Origin of the sequence: Pseudonocardia sp. Ae150A_Ps1 (genome assembly GCF_001932315.1) — a bacterium.
Taxonomy (GTDB): Bacteria; Actinomycetota; Actinomycetes; order Mycobacteriales; family Pseudonocardiaceae; genus Pseudonocardia.
In genome coordinates, this window is record NZ_MCIJ01000001.1 from 1523623 (window position 1) to 1541953 (window position 18331).

The window sequence follows — 18331 nt, forward strand, 5'->3', positions numbered from 1 at the left end:
GCGACGGGTGGTGCTCCTGCGACGCGGGGCCGGCGGGGGCTCAGCCGGACTGCAGGCGCTCCAGCGCGGCGTCGAGACCGCCCGGGTCGATCTTCACGCCGGCCAGGTTCAGCCCCATCTGGACGCCGGCCAGGGTCCCGGCCAACGTGAGGTCGTTGAACGAGCCGAGGTGCCCGATCCGGAAGACCTTCCCGGCGAGCTTGCCCAGCCCGGCGCCGAGCGACATGTCGTAGCGGTCGAGGATGATCGCGCGGACCTTGTCGGCGTCGACGTCGGCGGGGACCAGCACCGCGGTGAGCGCGCCGGAGTGTTCCCGCTCGTCGAGGCAGAGGACCTCCAGGCCCCAGCCGCGGACGGCGGCGCGGGTCGCCTCGGCGTGCCGGGTGTGCCGGGCGAAGACGTTCTCCAGGCCCTCGTCGTAGAGCAGGCGCAGCGCCTCGCGCAGCCCGTACATGAGGTTGGTGTTGGGCGTGTAGGGGAAGAAGCCGCGCTCGTTGGCGGCCAGCATCGGGGCCCAGTCCCAGAACGTCCGGGGCAGCCGCGCGGTGCGGGAGGCCTCGAGGGCCTTGTCGCTGACCGCGTTGAAGCTCATGCCCGGCGGCAGCATCAGGCCCTTCTGGGAGCCGGACACCGTCACGTCGACGCCCCACTCGTCGTGCCGGTAGTCGATCGACCCCAGCGAGGAGATGGTGTCGACCAGCAGCAGGGCGGGGTGCTCGGCGGCGTCGATGGCCGCCCGGATCTCCGGCACCCGGCTGGTGACGCCGGTGGAGGTCTCGTTGTGCACCACGCAGACCGCCTTGATGCGGTGCGCGGTGTCGGCGGCGAGCCGCTCGGCGACGACGGCGGGGTCCGCGCCGTGCCGCCAGTCGCCCGGCACGAAGTCGACCTCCAGGCCCAGCCCGCGGGCCATCTCCTGCCAGAGCGTGGCGAAGTGGCCGGTCTCGAACGTCAGCACGGCGTCGCCAGGGCTGAGCGTGTTGACCAGCGCCGCCTCCCAGGCCCCCGTGCCGGTCGCCGGGTAGATGATCACGGGGTTCGTGGTGCCGAACACCGGCCGGATGTCGCGGAGCAGCTCCTGGCCGAGTGCCTGGAAGTCGGGTCCGCGGTGGTCGATCGTCGGCGCCGACATCGCCCGCAGCACGCTGTCCGGGACGTTCGTGGGACCGGGGATCTGCAGGAAGTGGCGGCCTGCTGCGTACGTCATTGTGCGTCCTCCACGCTCGGTGCCGAGTGCTTCCGCATCACGAAATCTCGGTCTCGCCAGTAGACGGTATACCGTCTACTGTCTTCCGTCGAGAGGTTAGAACCGAGTCCCGTCCGAGCCCGAACGACCCGCCACCGCCGGCCTGCAGCACCGGGTTGACGCCCGAGTGTGATCCGGCTGATACTCCAAAAGGAATTGATTTTCCGCGATGCGGAAAACTGTGCGGCCGCACCGAGGCGACCGTTCGCACGTCCCTGCCTGAGTCAGTGCCGACCACAGAGGATCGCGATGTCCATACAACTCATCACCGTCGTGGCGCTAGCCCTGGTGTTCCTGATCGCCACCGTTCTCCCGGTCCACATGGGTGCGCTCGCCTTCGTCGCCGCCTTCATCGTCGGCACCGCGTTCGTCGGCGAGGACACCGACGACATCGTCTCCGGATTCCCGGGTGACCTCTTCGTCATCCTGGTCGGCGTCACGCTGCTGTTCGCGATCGCGAAGGGCAACGGCACCGTCGATCGCCTGGTACAGCTGGCCGTCCGTGCCGTGGGTGGCCGGATCGCCCTGATCCCGTGGGTGATGTTCCTGGTCACCGCGGTGCTGACGGCGGTCGGTGCGGTCGTCCCCGCCGCGGTCGCGATCATCGCGCCGATCGGCATGGGATTCGCGCTCCGCTACCGCATCAATCCGATGATGATGGGTCTGCTCATCATCAACGGCGCGAGTGCGGGCGGGTTCTCGCCGATGAGCATCTTCGGCAGCATCGTGAACGGCGTCGTCGACCGGAATGCGCTCCCGAGCAGCCCGGTCCTGCTGTTCGTGTCGTCGTTCCTGTTCAACCTGCTGCTCAGTGTCGTGGTGTTCTTCCTGTTCGGCGGGCGCGAGCTGATCCGCCGTTCCAACGCGGCCGCCGCGACCGCGTCGGAGGACCGGATCGCGCTCGCCGCGGAGCCGGCCACGTCGGTGGCGCTCGGCGGCGGCGGGTCGGGCACGCACCGGCACCACTCCACCGGCGGCTCCGGCGACGCCCCCGCGACCGGTGGCGGCGACCCGGGCGACCCGGGCGACACCGGCGGCTCCGACGGCACGGACGGACGGAGCGGCCCCGGCGGCACGGACGGCTCCGTCGGCGAGCCGGACCACGGCCCGCTGACCCGCGACCACATCTTCACCATCGTCGGCCTGGTGGCCCTCGCGGTCGACGCGCTGGCGTTCGGCCTCGACGTCGGCTTCACCGCCCTCACCGTCGCCGCCGTGCTCTCGCTGATCTCGCCGTCGTCGGCGAAGGCCGCCGTCGGGCAGGTCGCCTGGCCGACCGTGCTGCTGATCTGCGGCATCGTGACGTTCGTGTCGCTCATGGAGCAGGTCGGGACGATCGACTGGCTCGGCAACCTGGTGACCCAGATCGGCTGGCCGCTGTTCGCGGCGATCATCATCTGCCTGATCGGCGCGATCGTCTCCGCCTTCGCCTCCACCACCGGCATCCTCGGTGCCCTGATCCCGCTCGCGGTGCCGTTCCTGCTGGCCGGTGAGGTCGGCGCGGTCGGGCTGATCATCGCCCTCGCGATCTCGTCGTCGGTCGTCGACTCGTCGCCGTTCTCCACCAGCGGCGCACTGGTGGTGGCGAACGCGCCGGGCGAGGAGACCGACAAGGTCTTCCGCGGGCTGACGATCTGGGGCTTCAGCATGTGCGCGGTCGCCCCGCTCGCCACCTGGCTGATCTTCGTCGTCCCGGGCTGGGGCTGAGGCACCCGATGACGACGGCGCCCAGCACCGGGAGCGGGACGGCCGGTGTCCAGTCGATCGCCCGCGCCTTCCAGGTGCTCGGCGTGATGGCCGACGCCGACGGCGAGCTCACGATCAGCGAGCTCGCCGAGGCGTCGGGCCTCCCGCTCCCGACCATCCACCGGATCGTGCGGACCATGCTCGATCTCGGCTACGCCCACCAGCTGACCAACCGGCGCTACACCCTCGGCCCCCGGTTGATCGGCCTCGGGGACCGGGCGTCACGGGTGCTCGGCGTGCGGGCGGGCGCGGACCTGCGGTCGCTCGCCGAGGAGATCGGCGAGACGGCGAACATGGCGGTGCTGGACGGCGAACGCGCCGTCTACACCGCGCAGGTCCCGTCCCGGCACTCCATGCGGATGTTCACCGAGGTCGGGCGACGGGTGCACCTGCACAGCACCGGGGTGGGCAAGGCCCTGCTCGCCCAGCTCGACGACGACGAGGTGCGCCGCCTGCTCCGCAGCGCGGGGACGCCGGTGATGACCGGCCGCACGATCGTCGACACCGATCTCCTGCTGGCCGAGCTCGCCGGGATCCGGCGGGCCGGCCGGGCCATCGACGACGAGGAGCAGGAGCTGGGCGTCTTCTGCGTCGCCGTCCCCGTGCCCGGCGCTCCAGTCCCGACGGCGGTGTCGGTGTCGGGACCGGTGCAGCGGTTCACGCACGACCGCGCCGCAGAGGCGGACACGCTGCTGCGCCGGGCCGCCGAACGGATCGGCGGACTGTTCGGGTGAGCTGTCCCGGCGGCGGGTCACCGCAGGGCGCGCCGCGCGGCGAGCCACTCCTCCGACTCGGGGGTGCCGCCGTCGAGCTGGTCGACCACGTCGAGCAGGAACGAGCCGTGACCGTGCTCGGCCAGCGCCCGGCGGGCGTCCTCCGGGTCGCCGGCCTCGATCACCTCGAGCAGCTCGCGGTGCCGCTCCACGTTGTCCAGCAGGGTCTCCACGTCGCGGCGGGCGGCCCGGTTCAGCGCGAAGCACAGCAGCATCTGGAACGACAGCGACCGGTAGGTCTCGGTGATCCGCGAGTGCCCCGCGAGGGCCACGATCTCCAGGTGGAAGTCGAACTTCCGCTGCATGAAACGGGTCTCGTCGCCGGCCCGTCCCGCTGCCTCGAACACCCGCAGTGCCTCCCGGCAGCGCTCCAGCCGGGCCTCCGACCGCACCGGCAGCGCGAGCTGGACGGCGAACGACTCCAGCTCCTCGCGCAGCGTCACGATCTCGAAGACGTCGTGCCGGGTCAGGGTGCGGACGGTGGCGCCGCGCCGCGGGTGGGTCACGACGAGCCCCTCGTGCGCGAGGGTCTGCAACGCCTCGCGCAGCGGCGGCCGGGACACCCCCAGCCGCTCGGTGAGGCGGGTCTCGACCAGGCGCTCGCCCAGCGCGAGCTCGCCGGAGAAGATCATCCCGCGCAGGGCGTCGGTGGCCAGCACGGCCATGCTCGGCGGCGCGACGATCCGCCGCCGGTCCTCCGGCTCCACCGCCGTCATCGGCATCGCCCCCTTCGCCACTGTTCTGTATACCGTATATCGAGCCGGACCGTCGGCTCCGAGGAGGTCGCAGATGTCCACCGCACCACCCCTGCAGGGAGTGCTCGTACTCGAGATCGGCGCGTTCATGGCGGCGCCGTTCGCCACGATGCAGCTGGCCGACCTCGGCGCGCGCGTCGTCAAGATCGAGCCGCCGGGCATCGGCGACCCGACCCGGTCGGCGGGCCCGTTCCTCGACGGTGAGAGCTCGCCGTTCCTGCGGCTCAACAGGAACAAGGAGTCGGTCGTCCTCGACCTCAAGGACGAGGCCGGCCGCGACGCCTTCCTCGCACTGGTGGACCGGGCCGACGTCGTCGTCGAGAACCTGCGGCCGGGCGCGATGGACCGGCTCGGTCTCGGGTACGCGGCGCTGAGCGCACGGCGCCCCGAGCTCGTGTACGCCTCCGCGTCCGGCTGGGGCCAGGACGGTCCCGCGGCCGGGCGGCCGGGCCTCGACATCATGGCCCAGGCGGCCAGCGGCCTGATGAGCGTGACGGGCACCGAGGGCGGCGACCCCGTCAAGGTCGGCGTGCCGGTCTGCGACCTGGTCACCGCGCTGTACGTCGCGCTGGCCGTCACCGCCGCGCTGCGTGAGCGGGACCGGTCGGGCTCCGGGCAGCACGTCGACGTCTCACTGCTGGAGTCCGGTGCGTCGCTGGCGGTCTGGGAGGCCGGGATGTACTTCGGCGACGGCGAGGTCCCCGTCCGGCAGGGGTCGGCGCACCAGCGCTACGCGCCCTACCAGGCGGTGCGGACCGGAGACGGGCACGTGACGGTCGGCGCGAACACCGAGCGCCTCTGGTCGGCGCTGTGCTCGGCGCTCGGACTGCAGGAGCTGGAGTCCGACCCGCGCTTCGCCGACACCCCGGGCCGGCTCGCCGCGAAGGACGCGCTGATCGCCCGGATCGAGGCGGTCACCACCACGATGACCTCGGCGGAGGTCCTCGCGGCGCTCGACGACGCCGGGGTCCCCTGCGCCGCCATCGCCGGCCACGACGAGGTGTTCACCGACCACGTCCTGACCGAGCGCGGCTTCTTCTGGGACGCCGAGCACCCGGAGCTGGGCGAGGTGCGCCAGCTCGGCTCGCCGATGCGGTTCTCCCGCACCCCGGCCCGCCGCGGCAACGCCGGCCCGTCGCTCGGGTCGGCGACCGACGACGTGCTCGCCGAGCTGCCCCAGCCGGCGCAGGGAGGACGACGATGAGCGACGCGACCACCGCGCTCGACGCCGGGGTGCTCACCCTGACGTTCCGCCGCGCGGCCCAGCACAACGCCCTGACCTGGGACATGTACGCCGCGCTGGTCGAGGCCTGCGAGCGCGCCGACGCCGACGACGAGGTCCGCGCTCTCGTCGTGCGCGGCGACGGCGGCCGGGCCTTCGTCGCCGGCACCGACATCGGGCAGTTCGCCGCCTTCACCTCCGGGGCCGACGGCGTCGCCTACGAGAAGCGGGTCACCGAGGTCCTGGACCGGATCCGGGCGGTGCAGGTGCCGACGGTGTCGGCGGTCGAGGGGTACTGCGTCGGCGGCGGCCTGGGCATCGCCTGCGCCACCGCCCTGCGGATCGCGACGCCGGGCTCCCGGTTCGGCGTGCCCATCGCGCGGACGCTGGGGAACTGCCTCTCGGCCCGCACGCTCGACCTCCTCGTCGAGTCGCTGGGCCGCGCGCTGACCGCGGACCTGCTGCTCACCGCGCGGTTCCTGGAGACCGACGAGGCAAGGCGGGTCCCGGGCTTCCTGCACGCGGTCGTCGACGACCTCGACGCCGGGCTCGCGGAGCTGACCCCCCGGCTGACCGGCGGCGCGCCGCTGACGATCTGGGCGACCAAGGAGCTGCTCCGCGGCCGGGCCGACGGGCCGGACCGGGACGACTCCGCGGTCGTCGAGCGGGTCTACGGCTCGGCCGACTTCCGGGCGGCCGTCGCCGCGTTCGGGGACCGCCGTCCACCCACCTGGACCGGGAACTGACCGGGCCCGGCGGCACCCGTCCGGCCGGGTGCCGCCGGGTGACCCCCGGCCCCGTCCCGTCACCCGATCGCACCGACCGCTCGTCGTGGACGGTCGCTGCGATCGCCCCGACGGACCAGTACGCCCGCCGTTCGGCGGTCGATCCGCACGCGGATCGCGCGGGAGACGCCGTTCGTCGCACGCACGCGAGCCGGGCAGGCATGTGAGTCACGGACCGGTTACGGTCCTGGGTGCTGGTCGACGAGATGTCGGCTGGTGCGCCCGGTCGGCCGCCTGCTCCCCCGCCCGCCGACACTCCCCCTGGCGCCCACCCCAGCATGCGGCGGGGGCGGACACGATGTCCGGCTCGACCCCCGAGAGCCGGTGTCCGCGTGGCGGCGAGGACACGAATGACCACTGCACTGCGCCCCGGCGACACCCCCGACGTCGCCGGAACCGAGATCCCCCGTCGCCGGCGCGACCGTGACGCGACCGCCGGCATCTCCGCCTCCGAGCTGCTCGCCCGGTACTCCGACGCCGGCTTCGACGCCCCGACCTCCGGCGGCCGCCGCGCGGCCCGCGAGAACGGCACCGGCGCCTTCGGCCCGGCGATCGAGCGGATCGACACCCCGCCGACCGGCCTGCCGGTCGTGCCCGGCGACACCGCCGGGACCGGCGGGAGCGACGACACCGTCGTCACCCGCGACGTCCCCGCCGGCGTCACCTCCCGCTCCGCCGTCGGCCTCGTCCGCGGCACCTCGGAGACCGGCCCGTTCGGCACCCGGCCCCGCGCCGTCGCCGCGACGATGTCGGCCACCCTCGTCGGCGCCACCGCCGTGATGGGCGTGGTGACCTCGCTCGGCGCGCCGGACGACACGCCGGTCGACCCCGCGGCGAACATGGACCTTGCCCAGGCCGACAACCAGTCCACGATGCAGCTCTCCGTGCCGGCCGCCGGTTCCGAGCAGGGCGGCCCGGGGACGAGCGAGGCCGCGTCCTCGCTGAGCACCGGCCTGGAGCACGTCACCTCCGCCGTCCCGCAGGCCTTCGAGCAGGCCGACGCCGCCCGGATCGCCGCGGTCGCGAAGAAGGACGCCGAGGAGAAGGCCGCCGAGGCCGAGGAGAAGGCCCGGTCGAGCGCCCGCGACGGCGCGGGCTCCGGCGAGGTGTCGGGCGACCCCGTCACCGACCTCACCGGCTCCGCGAACGGCCTGCAGGCGCTGGCCGCCGCCAAGACCAAGCTCGGCACCCCGTACCAGTGGGGCGCCACCGGCCCGAGCGCGTTCGACTGCTCCGGCCTGATGGTGTGGGCGTTCGAGAAGGTCGGCGTCGACCTCCCGCGCACGTCGAGCGCGCAGGCCGAGATGGACGGCGAGTCCGTCTCGAAGAGCGACCTCAAGCCCGGCGACGTGGTGTTCTTCTACTCGCCGGTGAGCCACGTGGGCATCTACGCGGGCAACGGCAAGATCCTGCACGCGTCCACGAGCGGCGAGCCGGTGAAGTACTCCGACATCGACGCGATGCCGTTCAACAGCGCGGTCCGGGTCTGACCGACCCACCCCCGAGACGTCCGAGGCCGGTGCCCCTGGGGAGGGGTACCGGCCTCGACGCATGTCCGGGGCCGCCCGGGGTCAGAGCTCGCGCAGCCGCTCCGCGACCGCCTCGGGCAGCACGTCCGAGATGAAGGCGCCCGCACCGGACTCCGACCCGGCCAGATACTTGATCTTGCCAGGGGCCCGGCGGATCGAGTGCACGCGCAGGTGCAGCCGGGCGTCGGCACGGCCGTCGGACTCCCGTACGGGGGCCTGGTTCCAGCCCGCGACGTAGGGCAGCTCGTCGTCGTAGAGCGCGTCGAGCCGGCGCAGCAGGTCCAGGTAGACGTGCGGGAACTCGGCCCGCTGCGCCTCGTCGAGCGCGGGCAGGTCGGGCGTGGGCCGGTGCGGGTACAGGTGCACCTCGACCGGCCAGCGCGCGGCCGCCGGCACGAACGCCGTCCAGTGCTCCCCGGAGACGACGACCCGCTCCCCCGCGCGCTCCTCGGCGAGCAGCGAGTCGATCAGGTTCTCCCCGGTCGCCTCCCGGTGCGCGGCGACGTGGGCGAGCATCCGCTGCGGGAACGGCGGGACGTAGGGATAGGCGTAGATCTGGCCGTGCGGGTGCGACAGCGTCACGCCGATCTCGGCGCCGCGGTTCTCGAACGGGAACACGTAGCGGACCCCGGGACGCGCGCCGAGCTCCGCGGTCCGGTCCGCCCACGCCTCCAGCACCAGCCGCACCCGTTCCGGGGGGAGACGGGAGAACGGGACCGAGTGGTCGTCGGTGAAGCAGACGACCTCGCACCGCCCCGACGCCGCCTCGGGCACCTCGCCCGGGACCGGGAGCGGCGTCCCCGGTGCGGACCCGAACGACGGGAACCGGTTCTCGAAGGCGACCACGCCGTACTCGGGCGAGGGGACCTCGGTCAGCCGCCCGTCGCGGCTCGGGCAGAGCGGGCACTGGTCGGCCGGCGGCTTGTACGTGCGGTCCTGCCGGTGCGCGGCGATCGCCACCCACTCCCCCGCCAGTGCGTCGTAGCGCAGCTGCGAGGCCGGAGTGACCCGCGGCAGGTCCCGCCGGTCGACGAGATCGGCGGGATCGCGGGGCGGGTGACCGGGGCCGTCGAACCAGAGGATCTCCCGGCCGTCGGCCATCCGTGTCGAGAGCTTCTGCACCGTCATGCCTACTTCCCGGGGTCAGCAATGATCAGGCGGTCCAGCTCGCCCTCGAGGACCGCACGGTCGGTGTCGGCGAGGCCGGCGTCGGTGACCAGCACGTCGGCCTCGTCGAGGTCGGCGATGGTGGAGATGCCGACCGTGCCCCACTTGGTGTGGTCGGCGACGACGACGAGCTGCTGACCGGCGTCGACGAGCGCGCGGTTGGTGTCGCGCTCGGTCAGGTTCGGGGTCGAGAACCCGGCCGCCGCGCTCATCCCGTGCACGCCGAGGAACACGATCTCCAGATTCAGCGAGCGGAGCGCGGCGATCGCGACCGGTCCGACCAGGGCCTCCGACGGCGTCCGCACCCCGCCGGTGAGGATCACCGTGGTGCCGCGGGACTCGGCGCCGCCGGTGTGCAGCGCCTCGGCGACGGCGAGCGAGTTGGTGACCACGGTCAGGCGCGGGATCCTCGCCAGCCGGTGCGCGAGCCGCCACGTCGTCGTCCCGGCGGACAGGCCGACCGCCGAGCCGGGCGTCACGAGCTCCGCGGCCTCGGCGGCGATCGCGTCCTTCTCCTCCAGCTCCCGGACCGACTTCGCGGAGAACCCGGGTTCCTCGGTGGTGTGCTCGCCGATCGCCGTCGCACCGCCGTGCACCTTGTCCACCAGCCGGCGACGCGCCAGGACGTCGAGGTCACGCCGCACCGTCATCTCGGAGACCCCGAGGTGCTCGGCGAGCTCGGAGACGCGGACCGCACCGCGGGTGCGGACCTCGTCGACGATGACCTCGCGCCGCTGTTCGGCGAGCAGGCTCATCGTCCGGGGCTCCCGGCGGGAATCGACGTCACCCGCACACAATGCAACAAATACGAACGGTCAGCAAGCAGGCACGGAGAATGCGGGACCCGATCATGTGGACTCCCATCATCACGCAAGGGTCTCAACTTCGCGCGAAAGTGTTCACTTCTGTCCGAGTGCGGTCTAGCTTGTGCGGTGGCTCGCGCACCGTGTCGTCGCCCGGGCCGGTTGGACGTACGCACTCGACGGCGAGGAGCTTCCGAGATGGATCACCGCGAGACGGCCCCCGGGCGGGCCCCGGAGGCGTTGCGGGAGGTCGCGGCATGACCGCTCAGGACGTCCTGCGCCTCAACCCGAACCTCGTCGACTACCTGCTGGTCGCCTTCTACTTCGTGCTGGTGCTCGGCATCGGCTACGCGGCCCGGCGCTCGGTGTCGTCGAGCCTCGACTTCCTGCTGTCCGGCCGGTCGATGCCGGCCTGGATCACCGGTCTGGCCTTCATCTCGGCCAACCTGGGCGCGATCGAGCTCATCGGCATGGTGGCCAACGGCGCGCAGTACGGCGTGCCGACGGTGCACTACTACTGGCTCGGCGCCATCCCGGCGATGGTGTTCCTCGGCATCGTGATGATGCCGTTCTACTACGGCTCCCAGGCCCGCAGCGTCCCGGAGTTCCTGCTCAAGCGGTTCAACCGGACCACCCAGCGGGTGCAGGCCGTGATCTTCGCGGTGGCCTCGATCCTGATCGCGGGCGTCAACCTGTTCTCGCTCGGCCTGGTGCTCGAGGCGCTGCTCGGCTGGTCGCTGTACCTGGCCATCCCGGTCGCGGCCGTCGTCGTCCTCGGGTACATCAGCCTGGGCGGCCTCTCCGCGGCGATCTACACCGAGGTCCTGCAGTTCTTCGTGATCCTCGCGCTGCTGATCCCGCTGACCGTCGCCGGGCTGAACCGGGTCGGCGGCTGGGACGGCCTGACCAGGGCGGTGACCGAGGGCCCCAGCGGGGGCGCCGACCTCAACGCCTGGCCGGGCACGCCGCTGACCGAGATCGCGAACCCGTTCCTGTCCGTGCTGGGCATCGTGTTCGGTCTCGGCTTCGTGCTCTCGTTCGGCTACTGGACGACGAACTTCGCCGAGGTCCAGCGCGCACTGTCGGCCAAGAGCATGTCCGCGGCCCGGCGCACCCCGATCATCGGCGCGTTCCCGAAGGCGCTGGTCGTGCTGGTCATCGTGACCCCCGGCATGATCGCCGCGATCCTGGTCCCGCAGATCAGCGCGGTGAAGGAGGGCGGCGGTGAGGCCGTCGACGGCATCACCTACAACAACGCGCTGTCGCTGCTGATGAAGGAGGTCCTGCCGAACGGCATCCTCGGCGTCGCGATCGCCGGCCTGCTGGCCGCGTTCATGGCGGGCATGGCGGCGAACATCAGCTCGTTCAACACCGTGTTCACCTACGACATCTGGCAGGACTGGCTCCGGCCGGACCGCCCGGACCGGTACTACCTGCAGGTGGGCCGGATGGTGACGATCATCGGCTGCGTGCTGGCGATCGGTACGGCGTTCATCGCCTCGGGCTCCGAGAACCTGATGGACTACATCCAGTCGCTGTTCAGCTTCTTCAACGCACCGCTGTTCGCGATCTTCATCCTGGGCCTGTTCTGGAAGCGGATGACCGGTCCGTCGGCCTGGATCGGCCTGCTGTCCGGCACCACGGCCGCGGTGCTCGTCGACGTCCTGGTGCGCACCGAGGTGTGGCAGATGTCCAGCCAGGCCGGCAGCTTCGTCGGTGCGATCGCCGCGTTCGTCGTCGGTGTCGGCGTCGCCACCGGGGTGTCGATGGTGAGCACCCCGAAGCCGGACGCCGAGCTGGTCGGTCTGGTCTGGAGCCTGACGTCCAAGGAGGCCCGCACGCACTCCTCGGAGGGCGACGACGCGGGCTGGTACCGGTCGCCCATGGTCCTGGGAGCCTTGGTGCTCGCCCTGACCGTGGTTCTCTACATCATCGTCGGCTGACCGGAGGGAGACCAGAGATGACCGAGGACAACTCCGGCGGCGTCGACCCTGGGACCGGCGACCGGGCCGGGACCGACGCCCCGATCTCGACCACCGCGACCAACCTGTTCGACCTGCGCTCGGTGATCGCGCTGCTGTTCGGGGTCTACGGCCTCGTCCTGCTGATCGTCGGGCTGGTCTCCGGGAACGATCCGGAGAACCTGGCGAAGACCGGCGGGACGAACCTCAACCTCGACACCGGCATCGCGATGCTGGTCGTCGGCGCGCTGTTCGTGCTGTGGGTGCGGCTGCGGCCGCTGAAGATCCCCTCGCGGGACGACGGCGAGGACTGAGCGCCGCTCCGCCCTCGGGCGCCCGTGACGGCGGCCGGTGGGCCGGGGGTCAGCGACCCCGGCCCGCCGGCGTCGGGTAGACCGGGTTGAACGCCTGCAGGGTGTAGGCGTCGATCCGGCGGGCGATCGTGCCGAGGCCGCTACGGAGGACGCGGAGGGTGTCGCTCATGGGTCTGGGTCCCTTCTTCTCCCGGAGGTCCCGGATCTCCGGGACCGCTCTCGTGCCGGGAGGGGCGGCACCGCCGGGTGGGGCGGAGCCCCTCACCGGACACGACCAGTCTGCACTGAATCGATCCCGTGGCGCCGCCGATGGCGAGCGCCGTCACGGTGTGACCCGGAGCGCGTCGTGCGGGTGATCGCCCGCGACGGGGTGCACGAGATCGAGATCCAGCGCTCCCGCTTCGTGTGCACCGTGGCCCGCACCGGCACGGTCGAGGCCGCGACCGCCGTGATCGAGCGGGTCCGGCGGGCCGGACCGGACCCCACCCACCACTGCACCGCCCTGCGGATCGGCGACCCGGCCACCGGGGACCTCACCGCCCGCTCGAACGACGACGGCGAACCCTCGGGCACCGCAGGCGTCCCGATGCTGGAGGTGCTGGCCCGGCGCGGGCTCACCGACGTCGTCGCCGTCGTGTCCCGCTGGTTCGGCGGCACCAAGCTCGGCGCGGGCGGCCTGGTCCGGGCCTACTCCGGCGCGCTGGCCGAGACCCTCGACACCGTCGGGGAGCTGCGCCGGGTCCGGCACCGCGAGCTGCTGCTCGCCGTGCCGCACGACCGGGCCGGGCGCCTCGAGCACGACCTGCGCCACTCCGCCTACCGGCTCTGCGACGTCGAGCACGGCGCGGACGTCACGCTGACCGTGGCCGTCGCCGAGGACGACGTCGACGGGTTCGGCGACTGGCTCGCCGAGCACACGGGCGGCTCGGTCGAGGCCCTCGACGCCGGCCCGCGCGAGCTCTACCTACCCTGAGCCGGTGGAGATCAGGGACGCGACCGACGACGACTGGCCGGCCATCTGGGCGGTACTGCGCCCGATCTTCGCCGAGGGCCGGACCTACACCGTGCCGGTCGACGCCGGCGAGACGTGGGCACGCGGCATGTGGATGCTCCCGCCGCCCGGGCGGGTCGTCGTGGCCGTCGACGACGGCGTGGTGGTCGGCACCGCCAAGACCGGCCCGAACCAGCCCGGCCCCGGCTCGCACGTGGCCACCGCGAGCTTCGCCGTCGACCCGGAGCGGGCCGGGCGCGGTACCGGGCGCGCACTGGGTGAGCACGTCGTCGCGCTGGCCGGCTCCCTCGGGTACACGGCGATGCAGTTCAACGCGGTCGTCGCGACCAACACCCGGGCCGTCGCGCTGTGGCACTCGCTCGGGTTCGCGACGGTCGGGATCGTGCCGGACGCGTTCCGGCTCCCCGACGGGTCGACGACCGGCCTGCACGTGATGCACCGCAGGCTGGACCCCACTTCCGTGCAGAGTTAGCCGCCCCTACACTCCGTCTTCGCCGGACCTTCACACCACGGGGGGCGACCATGGCGACGGTGCGTACCGACGGCCCCGGGACCGACTCCGGGACCGTCACGGTCGAGCAGCTGCGCCGCCGCGGCTGGCGCGGCCGCCTGGTCGTGCTCGGCCCGGCGTTCGTCGCCGCGGTCGCCTACGTCGATCCCGGCAACTTCGCCACCAACTTCTCGGCCGGCGCCGGCTACGGCTACCTGCTGGTCTGGGTGATCGTCGTCGCCAACCTGATGGCGATGCTGATCCAGTCGCTGTCGGCGAAGCTCGGCCTCGCCACCGGCAAGAACCTGCCCGAGCTGTGCCGGGAGCACCTGTCCCGGTGGGGCACCCGGTTCATGTGGGCGCAGGCCGAGCTGGTCGCGATCGCCACCGACCTCGCCGAGGTGATCGGCGGCGCGGTCGCGCTGCACCTGCTGTTCGGGATCCCGCTGTTCACCGGCGGCCTGATCACCGGTGTGATCGCGTTCGCGCTGCTGGGCCTGCAGTCGCGCGGGCACCGGCCGTTCGAGCGGGCGATCGTGTTCCTGCTCGCGATCATCCTGGTCGGGCTGACGTCGACGCTGTTCCGCACCGACGTCGATCCCGGCGGGGTCGCCGCCGGTCTCGTCCCGGGCTTCGCGGGTCTGGACTCGCTCGTGCTCGCCACCGGCATCCTCGGCGCGACCGTCATGCCGCACGTGATCTACCTGCACTCGGCACTGACCCAGAAGCGGCTGGTGGCGCGCTCCCCGGAGGACACCCGCTTCCTGCTGCGCACCGGCCGGACCGACATCGTGCTCGGGATGGGCCTGGCCGGGCTGGTCAACCTGTCGATGCTGGTCGTCGCGGCCGCGCTGTTCTTCGGCACCGACGTGCCCGGCACCGACACCCTGGAGGGGATCTTCGCCGGGCTCGGGACCGAGCTCGACACCGTCGCGGCCTACGGGTTCGCGATCGCGCTGCTGGCGTCCGGGTTCGCCTCGTCCGGGGTGGGGACCTACGCCGGGCAGGTGATCATGGCCGGGTTCCTGCGCCGGCGGATCCCGCTGCTGCTGCGCCGGCTGCTCACGCTCGCCCCGGCACTCGTCGTGCTCGGCTTCGACATCGACCCGACGCAGGCGCTCGTCCTGTCGCAGGTGGTGCTCTCGTTCGGGATCCCGTTCGCGCTGGCCCCGCTGGTGTGGCTGACGGCGAAGCGGTCGGTGATGGGCGACCTGGTGAACCACCGGGCCACGACGGCCGCGGCCGTCGTCGTCACCGCGATCGTGGTGGCGCTGAACGGCGTGCTGCTCTGGCAGACGTTCTCCGGGACGGGCTGACACCTCTCGCCTACCCCGGGCGCCCGCATCCCCGCTGGTCCGGACGGTGGCTGTGACGCCACGGGCCCTGCCCCAGCATGGGTGGGACCGGCCCGGTGCGGGCCCCGTGAAGCGTCGGAGCAGCGGATGCGTCCTCGTGCCGAGTGGTGCCGGAACCCGCCCGGGCGTGGGCCCGTGGGCGTGCTCGTGGCCGTCCTCCTCCTGGTGAGCGGGTGCGCGGCGGGTGCCGCACCCCCGTCGACGGCCGGCGCCCCGCCGGCCGCACCGACACCGACCCCGTCACCGGCCGTCCCGGGCGGCCCGCCGGTGCTGCGGACGATCGACCCCGCAGCGCTGCAGGACGCCGTCGACCGGACCGCCGCACAGCTGATGGTCCCCGGCGCCGTGGTGGAGGTCCGCACCCCGCAGGGAGCGTTCACCGCCACCACCGGCACGACCCGGCGCGGCGCCACGGACCGGCCGGACGGCGCCACCCGGGTCCGGATCGCCTCCATCACCAAGACCCTGACCGCCGCGGTGGTCGTCCAGCTCGCGCAGGAGGGCAGGCTGCGGCTCGACGACCCGGTGTCGGCCCACGTCCCGGGCGTCCCCGGCGGCGGGGACATCACGGTCGCCGACCTGCTGACGATGCGCAGCGGGCTGTACGGGTTCACCGGCGACCCCGGGTTCGCGGCGACCCTCGACGCCGATCCCGGGAAGGTCTGGACGCCGCAGGAGACGCTGGCGATCGCGTACCGGCACCCGCCGCTGTTCCCGCCCGGCACCGCCTACGACTACAGCAACACGAACTACACCCTGCTCGGCCTGGTCGTCGAGCAGGTCGAGGGCAGGCCGCTGGGCCAGGTGTACCGGGACCGGCTGCTCGATCCGCTCGGCCTGCGGGCGACGTACCTCCCGGCGGCCACGGACGCGTCGTTGCCCGACCCGTACTCGCACGGCTACATGTACGGCGGGTCGGCGTACGCGCTGGTGGACGTGCCGTACCCGCCGGAGGTGCAGGCCGCGGCGCGGGCGGGGACGCTGGCGCCCGTCGACCACACCCACCAGAACCCGTCCTACGCCTGGGCGGCGGGCGGCGTGGTGTCCACCGCCGACGACCTCGCCGCCTGGATCCGGGCACTGGCCGGGGGCCGGGTCTCCGACGCCGCGACCCAGGAGCGGTGGGCCGGCAGCCCGCGCCCCGCGGACCCGGCCGAGCCCGACGCATCCCAGTACGGGTACGGCATCGAACGCCAGACACTCGCCCCCGGCGCCACCATGTACTTCCACTTCGGCGAGATGCCGGGCTACAACGCCTTCGCCGGCCACGACCCGGTCAACGACGTGACGCTGGTGATCTGGAGCAACCTGACCGTCGGGCTCGACGGCCGGCAGACCGCGAACACCCTGCTGCTGGAGGTCGCCCGGCAGGTCTACCAGCTCGACGAAGCACCGGCTCCGGCGGCGCCGACCAGCACGGGGTGACGCCCGGGGTCAGCGGCCTCGCCACACGGGGTCGCGCTTCTCGGCGAACGCGGCGGCGCCCTCGCGGGCGTCCTCGGAGGTCAGGACCGGGCCGACGACGTCGTCGTGCCGGGCCCAGCGGTCGTCGCCCCAGTCCGGGCTCTCCAGCACCACCCGCTTCGACGCCGCGACGCCGAGCGGCCCGTTCACCGCGATCCGCGCGGCCAGCTCCAGGGCGGCGTCGAGCGCGCCGCCGTCGTCGACGACCCGGTTGACCAGACCGGCGGCCTCGGCGCGGGCGGCGTCGATCGGGTCGCCGGTCAGCAGCATCTCCAGGGCCAGCGCCCGCGGCACCCGGTTCGCCAGCTCCAGCGCGCCACCGGCCGCGGCGACCAGCGACCGCTTCACCTCCGGCACCCCGAAGCGGGCGCCACGGGCGGCGACGACGAGGTCGCACGCCAGCATCAGCTCGAAGCCGCCTGCCAGCGCCCAGCCCTCGACGGCGGCGATCATCGGCTTGCGCGGCGGCCGCTGGGTGATCCCGCACAGCCCGCGGCCGGGCAGCGAGGGCCGCTCGCCCTTCAGGAACGCCTTGAGGTCCATCCCGGCGGAGAACACCCCGCCCGCGCCGGTGAGGACCCCGGCGCGCAGGTCGCCGTCGGCGTCGAGCTCGTCGACGGCCGCGGCCACCGCCGTCGCGACGTTCTCGTTGAGGGCGTTCTTCGCGCGGGGCCGGTTGATGGTGATCACCTGGACGCCGTCGCGGCGCTCCACCAGGACCTCGGACTCGGAAACAGTCAGCTCTGACTGCTCGGTCATGGCGCCACTCTAGAACGCGGGGCCACCACGGGCACCGAGTGCTCCCAGTCGGCGAGCAGCGTGCGCAGCGCGGTCACCAGCGCCAGCGGCTGGTCGATCATGACGTGGTGCCCGGCTCCGGGGATCTCGACGACCGGGGCCGCGCGGCCCATCCGGTCGACGACCATCTCCCCCATGTCCGCCGGGACGAGCCCGTACTCGGCGCGGAACAGCGCGATCCGGCACCCGGGCCGCCCGAGCTCGCCGGGCGTCAGCCCGATCCCGCCGAAGATCTTCGGGTCGAACTTCCAGCTCCAGCCGCCGTCGACGGCACGGATGCTGTGCTCCGCGATGTGGCGGTGCACCCACGGCAGGTCGCCGTCCTGCTCGGGGACGGTGCGGAAACGGGCGAGCAGCGCGTCGCGGTCGGTGTGCACGCGGGCCGGGCCGAACGCCCGCCGCTGCCGGGCGGCCCGCTCCTCGGGGGAGCGCTCCCGCACCGGGGAGTCCACCGCGACCGCACCCGCGAGCTCCTCGCCGTGGCGCAGGGCCGCGGTGAGCGTGACGAAGCCGCCCATGCTGTGCCCGATCAGCGTCGGACGCTCACCCAGGCCGGCCGCGCCGATCACCCCGCGCAGCTCGGCCGCCCACCGGTCCAGGTCGTAGGACGGGGCGCGCCCGGAGTCGCCGTGCCCGGACAGGTCCACGGCGACGACCCGCCGGGAGCCCTCCACCAGCAACGGCGCCACGTGGTCCCACCAGCGCGCGTGCGCGGCCCCGCCGTGTACCAGCAGGACGCCGGGACCGCCCGGCTCGCCCCAGGTGCGGTAGACGATCGGGACGCCGTCCACCTCGACCTGCCCGGTGCCGGCCGGCGTGGCGACCGCCGAGGTGAACCATGCGGGCGGCTGGTCGGACACACGCGCCTCCGATCGACGGGTACGGATCCGCCGAACCTACCTCCTCCCCAC

The 18331-nt window shown here is 73.1% G+C and carries 17 protein-coding genes; 11 read left to right on the forward strand and 6 right to left on the reverse strand.

Features of this window, described 5'->3' with window-relative positions; translation table 11 throughout:
* Window positions 1–40: 40 nt before the first annotated feature.
* On the reverse strand, window positions 41–1207 hold the full coding sequence (locus Ae150APs1_RS06720) for an aminotransferase class V-fold PLP-dependent enzyme (RefSeq protein WP_075296474.1): 1167 nt from the start codon (window positions 1205–1207) through the stop codon (window positions 41–43).
* 288 nt (window positions 1208–1495) lie between these two features.
* Between Ae150APs1_RS06720 and Ae150APs1_RS06725 the strand changes: the two genes are divergently transcribed.
* Together Ae150APs1_RS06725 and Ae150APs1_RS06730 are read left to right on the forward strand one after the other, a co-directional pair.
* The gene (locus Ae150APs1_RS06725) at window positions 1496–2953 is read left to right on the forward strand and encodes an SLC13 family permease (RefSeq protein ID WP_075296476.1); all 1458 of its coding nucleotides are present in this window, start codon (window positions 1496–1498) and stop codon (window positions 2951–2953) included.
* A gap of 8 nt (window positions 2954–2961) precedes the next feature.
* The gene (locus Ae150APs1_RS06730; protein ID WP_010239990.1) at window positions 2962–3726 is read left to right on the forward strand and encodes an IclR family transcriptional regulator; all 765 of its coding nucleotides are present in this window, start codon (window positions 2962–2964) and stop codon (window positions 3724–3726) included.
* Between the two features lie 17 nt (window positions 3727–3743).
* Here the strand turns inward: Ae150APs1_RS06730 and Ae150APs1_RS06735 are convergent, their stop codons facing one another.
* Complete coding sequence (locus tag Ae150APs1_RS06735; RefSeq protein ID WP_139317089.1) at window positions 3744–4487, reverse strand: GntR family transcriptional regulator; 744 nt, start codon at window positions 4485–4487, stop codon at window positions 3744–3746.
* A gap of 67 nt (window positions 4488–4554) precedes the next feature.
* Between Ae150APs1_RS06735 and Ae150APs1_RS06740 the strand changes: the two genes are divergently transcribed.
* The 3 genes from Ae150APs1_RS06740 to Ae150APs1_RS32645 all read left to right on the forward strand — a co-directional run bounded on the left by Ae150APs1_RS06740 (window position 4555) and on the right by Ae150APs1_RS32645 (window position 8017).
* Complete coding sequence (locus tag Ae150APs1_RS06740; protein WP_075296478.1) at window positions 4555–5724, forward strand: CoA transferase; 1170 nt, start codon at window positions 4555–4557, stop codon at window positions 5722–5724.
* Window positions 5721–6488 (forward strand): enoyl-CoA hydratase, encoded by a 768-nt coding sequence (locus Ae150APs1_RS06745; RefSeq protein ID WP_075296480.1) that lies wholly within the window; start codon window positions 5721–5723, stop codon window positions 6486–6488. Before Ae150APs1_RS06740 ends, Ae150APs1_RS06745 begins: the two co-directional genes overlap by 4 nt.
* A gap of 389 nt (window positions 6489–6877) precedes the next feature.
* Window positions 6878–8017, forward strand: a complete 1140-nt coding sequence (locus Ae150APs1_RS32645; RefSeq protein ID WP_075296481.1) for an NlpC/P60 family protein — start codon at window positions 6878–6880, stop codon at window positions 8015–8017.
* An 81-nt stretch (window positions 8018–8098) separates the two neighbouring features.
* Here Ae150APs1_RS32645 and galT read toward each other — a convergent pair whose 3' ends face one another.
* Window positions 8099–9184, reverse strand: a complete 1086-nt coding sequence (gene galT / locus Ae150APs1_RS06755; RefSeq protein ID WP_212567168.1) for a galactose-1-phosphate uridylyltransferase — start codon at window positions 9182–9184, stop codon at window positions 8099–8101.
* A 2-nt stretch (window positions 9185–9186) separates the two neighbouring features.
* Window positions 9187–9978 (reverse strand): DeoR/GlpR family DNA-binding transcription regulator, encoded by a 792-nt coding sequence (locus Ae150APs1_RS06760; RefSeq protein ID WP_075296482.1) that lies wholly within the window; start codon window positions 9976–9978, stop codon window positions 9187–9189.
* Between the two features lie 305 nt (window positions 9979–10283).
* On the opposite strand from Ae150APs1_RS06760, the gene Ae150APs1_RS06765 reads away from it, so the two are divergent.
* From Ae150APs1_RS06765 to Ae150APs1_RS06790, 6 genes are all read left to right on the forward strand, one after another.
* Entirely contained in the window at window positions 10284–11969 is a 1686-nt protein-coding gene (locus Ae150APs1_RS06765; protein ID WP_010239969.1) for a sodium:solute symporter family protein, read from the forward strand.
* Between the two features lie 17 nt (window positions 11970–11986).
* Window positions 11987–12301: a hypothetical protein gene (locus Ae150APs1_RS06770; protein ID WP_010239966.1), complete on the forward strand. Its 315-nt coding sequence runs from the start codon at window positions 11987–11989 to the stop codon at window positions 12299–12301.
* Between the two features lie 346 nt (window positions 12302–12647).
* A complete protein-coding gene (locus Ae150APs1_RS06775; RefSeq protein WP_075296484.1) occupies window positions 12648–13274 on the forward strand; it encodes a YigZ family protein in 627 nt (208 codons plus the stop codon).
* A 4-nt stretch (window positions 13275–13278) separates the two neighbouring features.
* The gene (locus Ae150APs1_RS06780; RefSeq protein WP_010239958.1) at window positions 13279–13785 is read left to right on the forward strand and encodes a GNAT family N-acetyltransferase; all 507 of its coding nucleotides are present in this window, start codon (window positions 13279–13281) and stop codon (window positions 13783–13785) included.
* 50 nt (window positions 13786–13835) lie between these two features.
* The gene (locus tag Ae150APs1_RS06785) at window positions 13836–15119 is read left to right on the forward strand and encodes an Nramp family divalent metal transporter (protein WP_060575428.1); all 1284 of its coding nucleotides are present in this window, start codon (window positions 13836–13838) and stop codon (window positions 15117–15119) included.
* Between the two features lie 174 nt (window positions 15120–15293).
* Window positions 15294–16583, forward strand: a complete 1290-nt coding sequence (locus Ae150APs1_RS06790) for a serine hydrolase domain-containing protein (RefSeq protein WP_083679975.1) — start codon at window positions 15294–15296, stop codon at window positions 16581–16583.
* A gap of 9 nt (window positions 16584–16592) precedes the next feature.
* Here the strand turns inward: Ae150APs1_RS06790 and Ae150APs1_RS06795 are convergent, their stop codons facing one another.
* Both Ae150APs1_RS06795 and Ae150APs1_RS06800 read right to left on the reverse strand, forming a co-directional pair.
* Window positions 16593–17381: a crotonase/enoyl-CoA hydratase family protein gene (locus Ae150APs1_RS06795; RefSeq protein WP_010239949.1), complete on the reverse strand. Its 789-nt coding sequence runs from the start codon at window positions 17379–17381 to the stop codon at window positions 16593–16595.
* A complete protein-coding gene (locus Ae150APs1_RS06800) occupies window positions 17378–18280 on the reverse strand; it encodes an alpha/beta hydrolase (protein ID WP_075296485.1) in 903 nt (300 codons plus the stop codon). The genes Ae150APs1_RS06795 and Ae150APs1_RS06800 overlap by 4 nt, the downstream gene beginning before the upstream one ends.
* Window positions 18281–18331 lie beyond the last annotated feature (51 nt).

What these genes read in the sequence shown, in the direction of transcription:
- galT (WP_212567168.1), bottom strand. Translation starts at nt 9,184, where the DNA reads ATGACGGTGCAGAAGCTCTCGACACGGATGGCCGACGGCCGGGAGATC.
- Ae150APs1_RS06735 (WP_139317089.1), bottom strand. Translation starts at nt 4,487, where the DNA reads ATGCCGATGACGGCGGTGGAGCCGGAGGACCGGCGGCGGATCGTCGCG.
- Ae150APs1_RS06720 (WP_075296474.1), bottom strand. Translation starts at nt 1,207, where the DNA reads ATGACGTACGCAGCAGGCCGCCACTTCCTGCAGATCCCCGGTCCCACG.
- Ae150APs1_RS06785 (WP_060575428.1), top strand. Translation starts at nt 13,836, where the DNA reads ATGGCGACGGTGCGTACCGACGGCCCCGGGACCGACTCCGGGACCGTC.
- Ae150APs1_RS06765 (WP_010239969.1), top strand. Translation starts at nt 10,284, where the DNA reads ATGACCGCTCAGGACGTCCTGCGCCTCAACCCGAACCTCGTCGACTAC.
- Ae150APs1_RS06725 (WP_075296476.1), top strand. Translation starts at nt 1,496, where the DNA reads ATGTCCATACAACTCATCACCGTCGTGGCGCTAGCCCTGGTGTTCCTG.
- Ae150APs1_RS06795 (WP_010239949.1), bottom strand. Translation starts at nt 17,381, where the DNA reads ATGACCGAGCAGTCAGAGCTGACTGTTTCCGAGTCCGAGGTCCTGGTG.
- Ae150APs1_RS06770 (WP_010239966.1), top strand. Translation starts at nt 11,987, where the DNA reads ATGACCGAGGACAACTCCGGCGGCGTCGACCCTGGGACCGGCGACCGG.
- Ae150APs1_RS32645 (WP_075296481.1), top strand. Translation starts at nt 6,878, where the DNA reads ATGACCACTGCACTGCGCCCCGGCGACACCCCCGACGTCGCCGGAACC.
- Ae150APs1_RS06740 (WP_075296478.1), top strand. Translation starts at nt 4,555, where the DNA reads ATGTCCACCGCACCACCCCTGCAGGGAGTGCTCGTACTCGAGATCGGC.
- Ae150APs1_RS06760 (WP_075296482.1), bottom strand. Translation starts at nt 9,978, where the DNA reads ATGAGCCTGCTCGCCGAACAGCGGCGCGAGGTCATCGTCGACGAGGTC.
- Ae150APs1_RS06730 (WP_010239990.1), top strand. Translation starts at nt 2,962, where the DNA reads ATGACGACGGCGCCCAGCACCGGGAGCGGGACGGCCGGTGTCCAGTCG.
- Ae150APs1_RS06745 (WP_075296480.1), top strand. Translation starts at nt 5,721, where the DNA reads ATGAGCGACGCGACCACCGCGCTCGACGCCGGGGTGCTCACCCTGACG.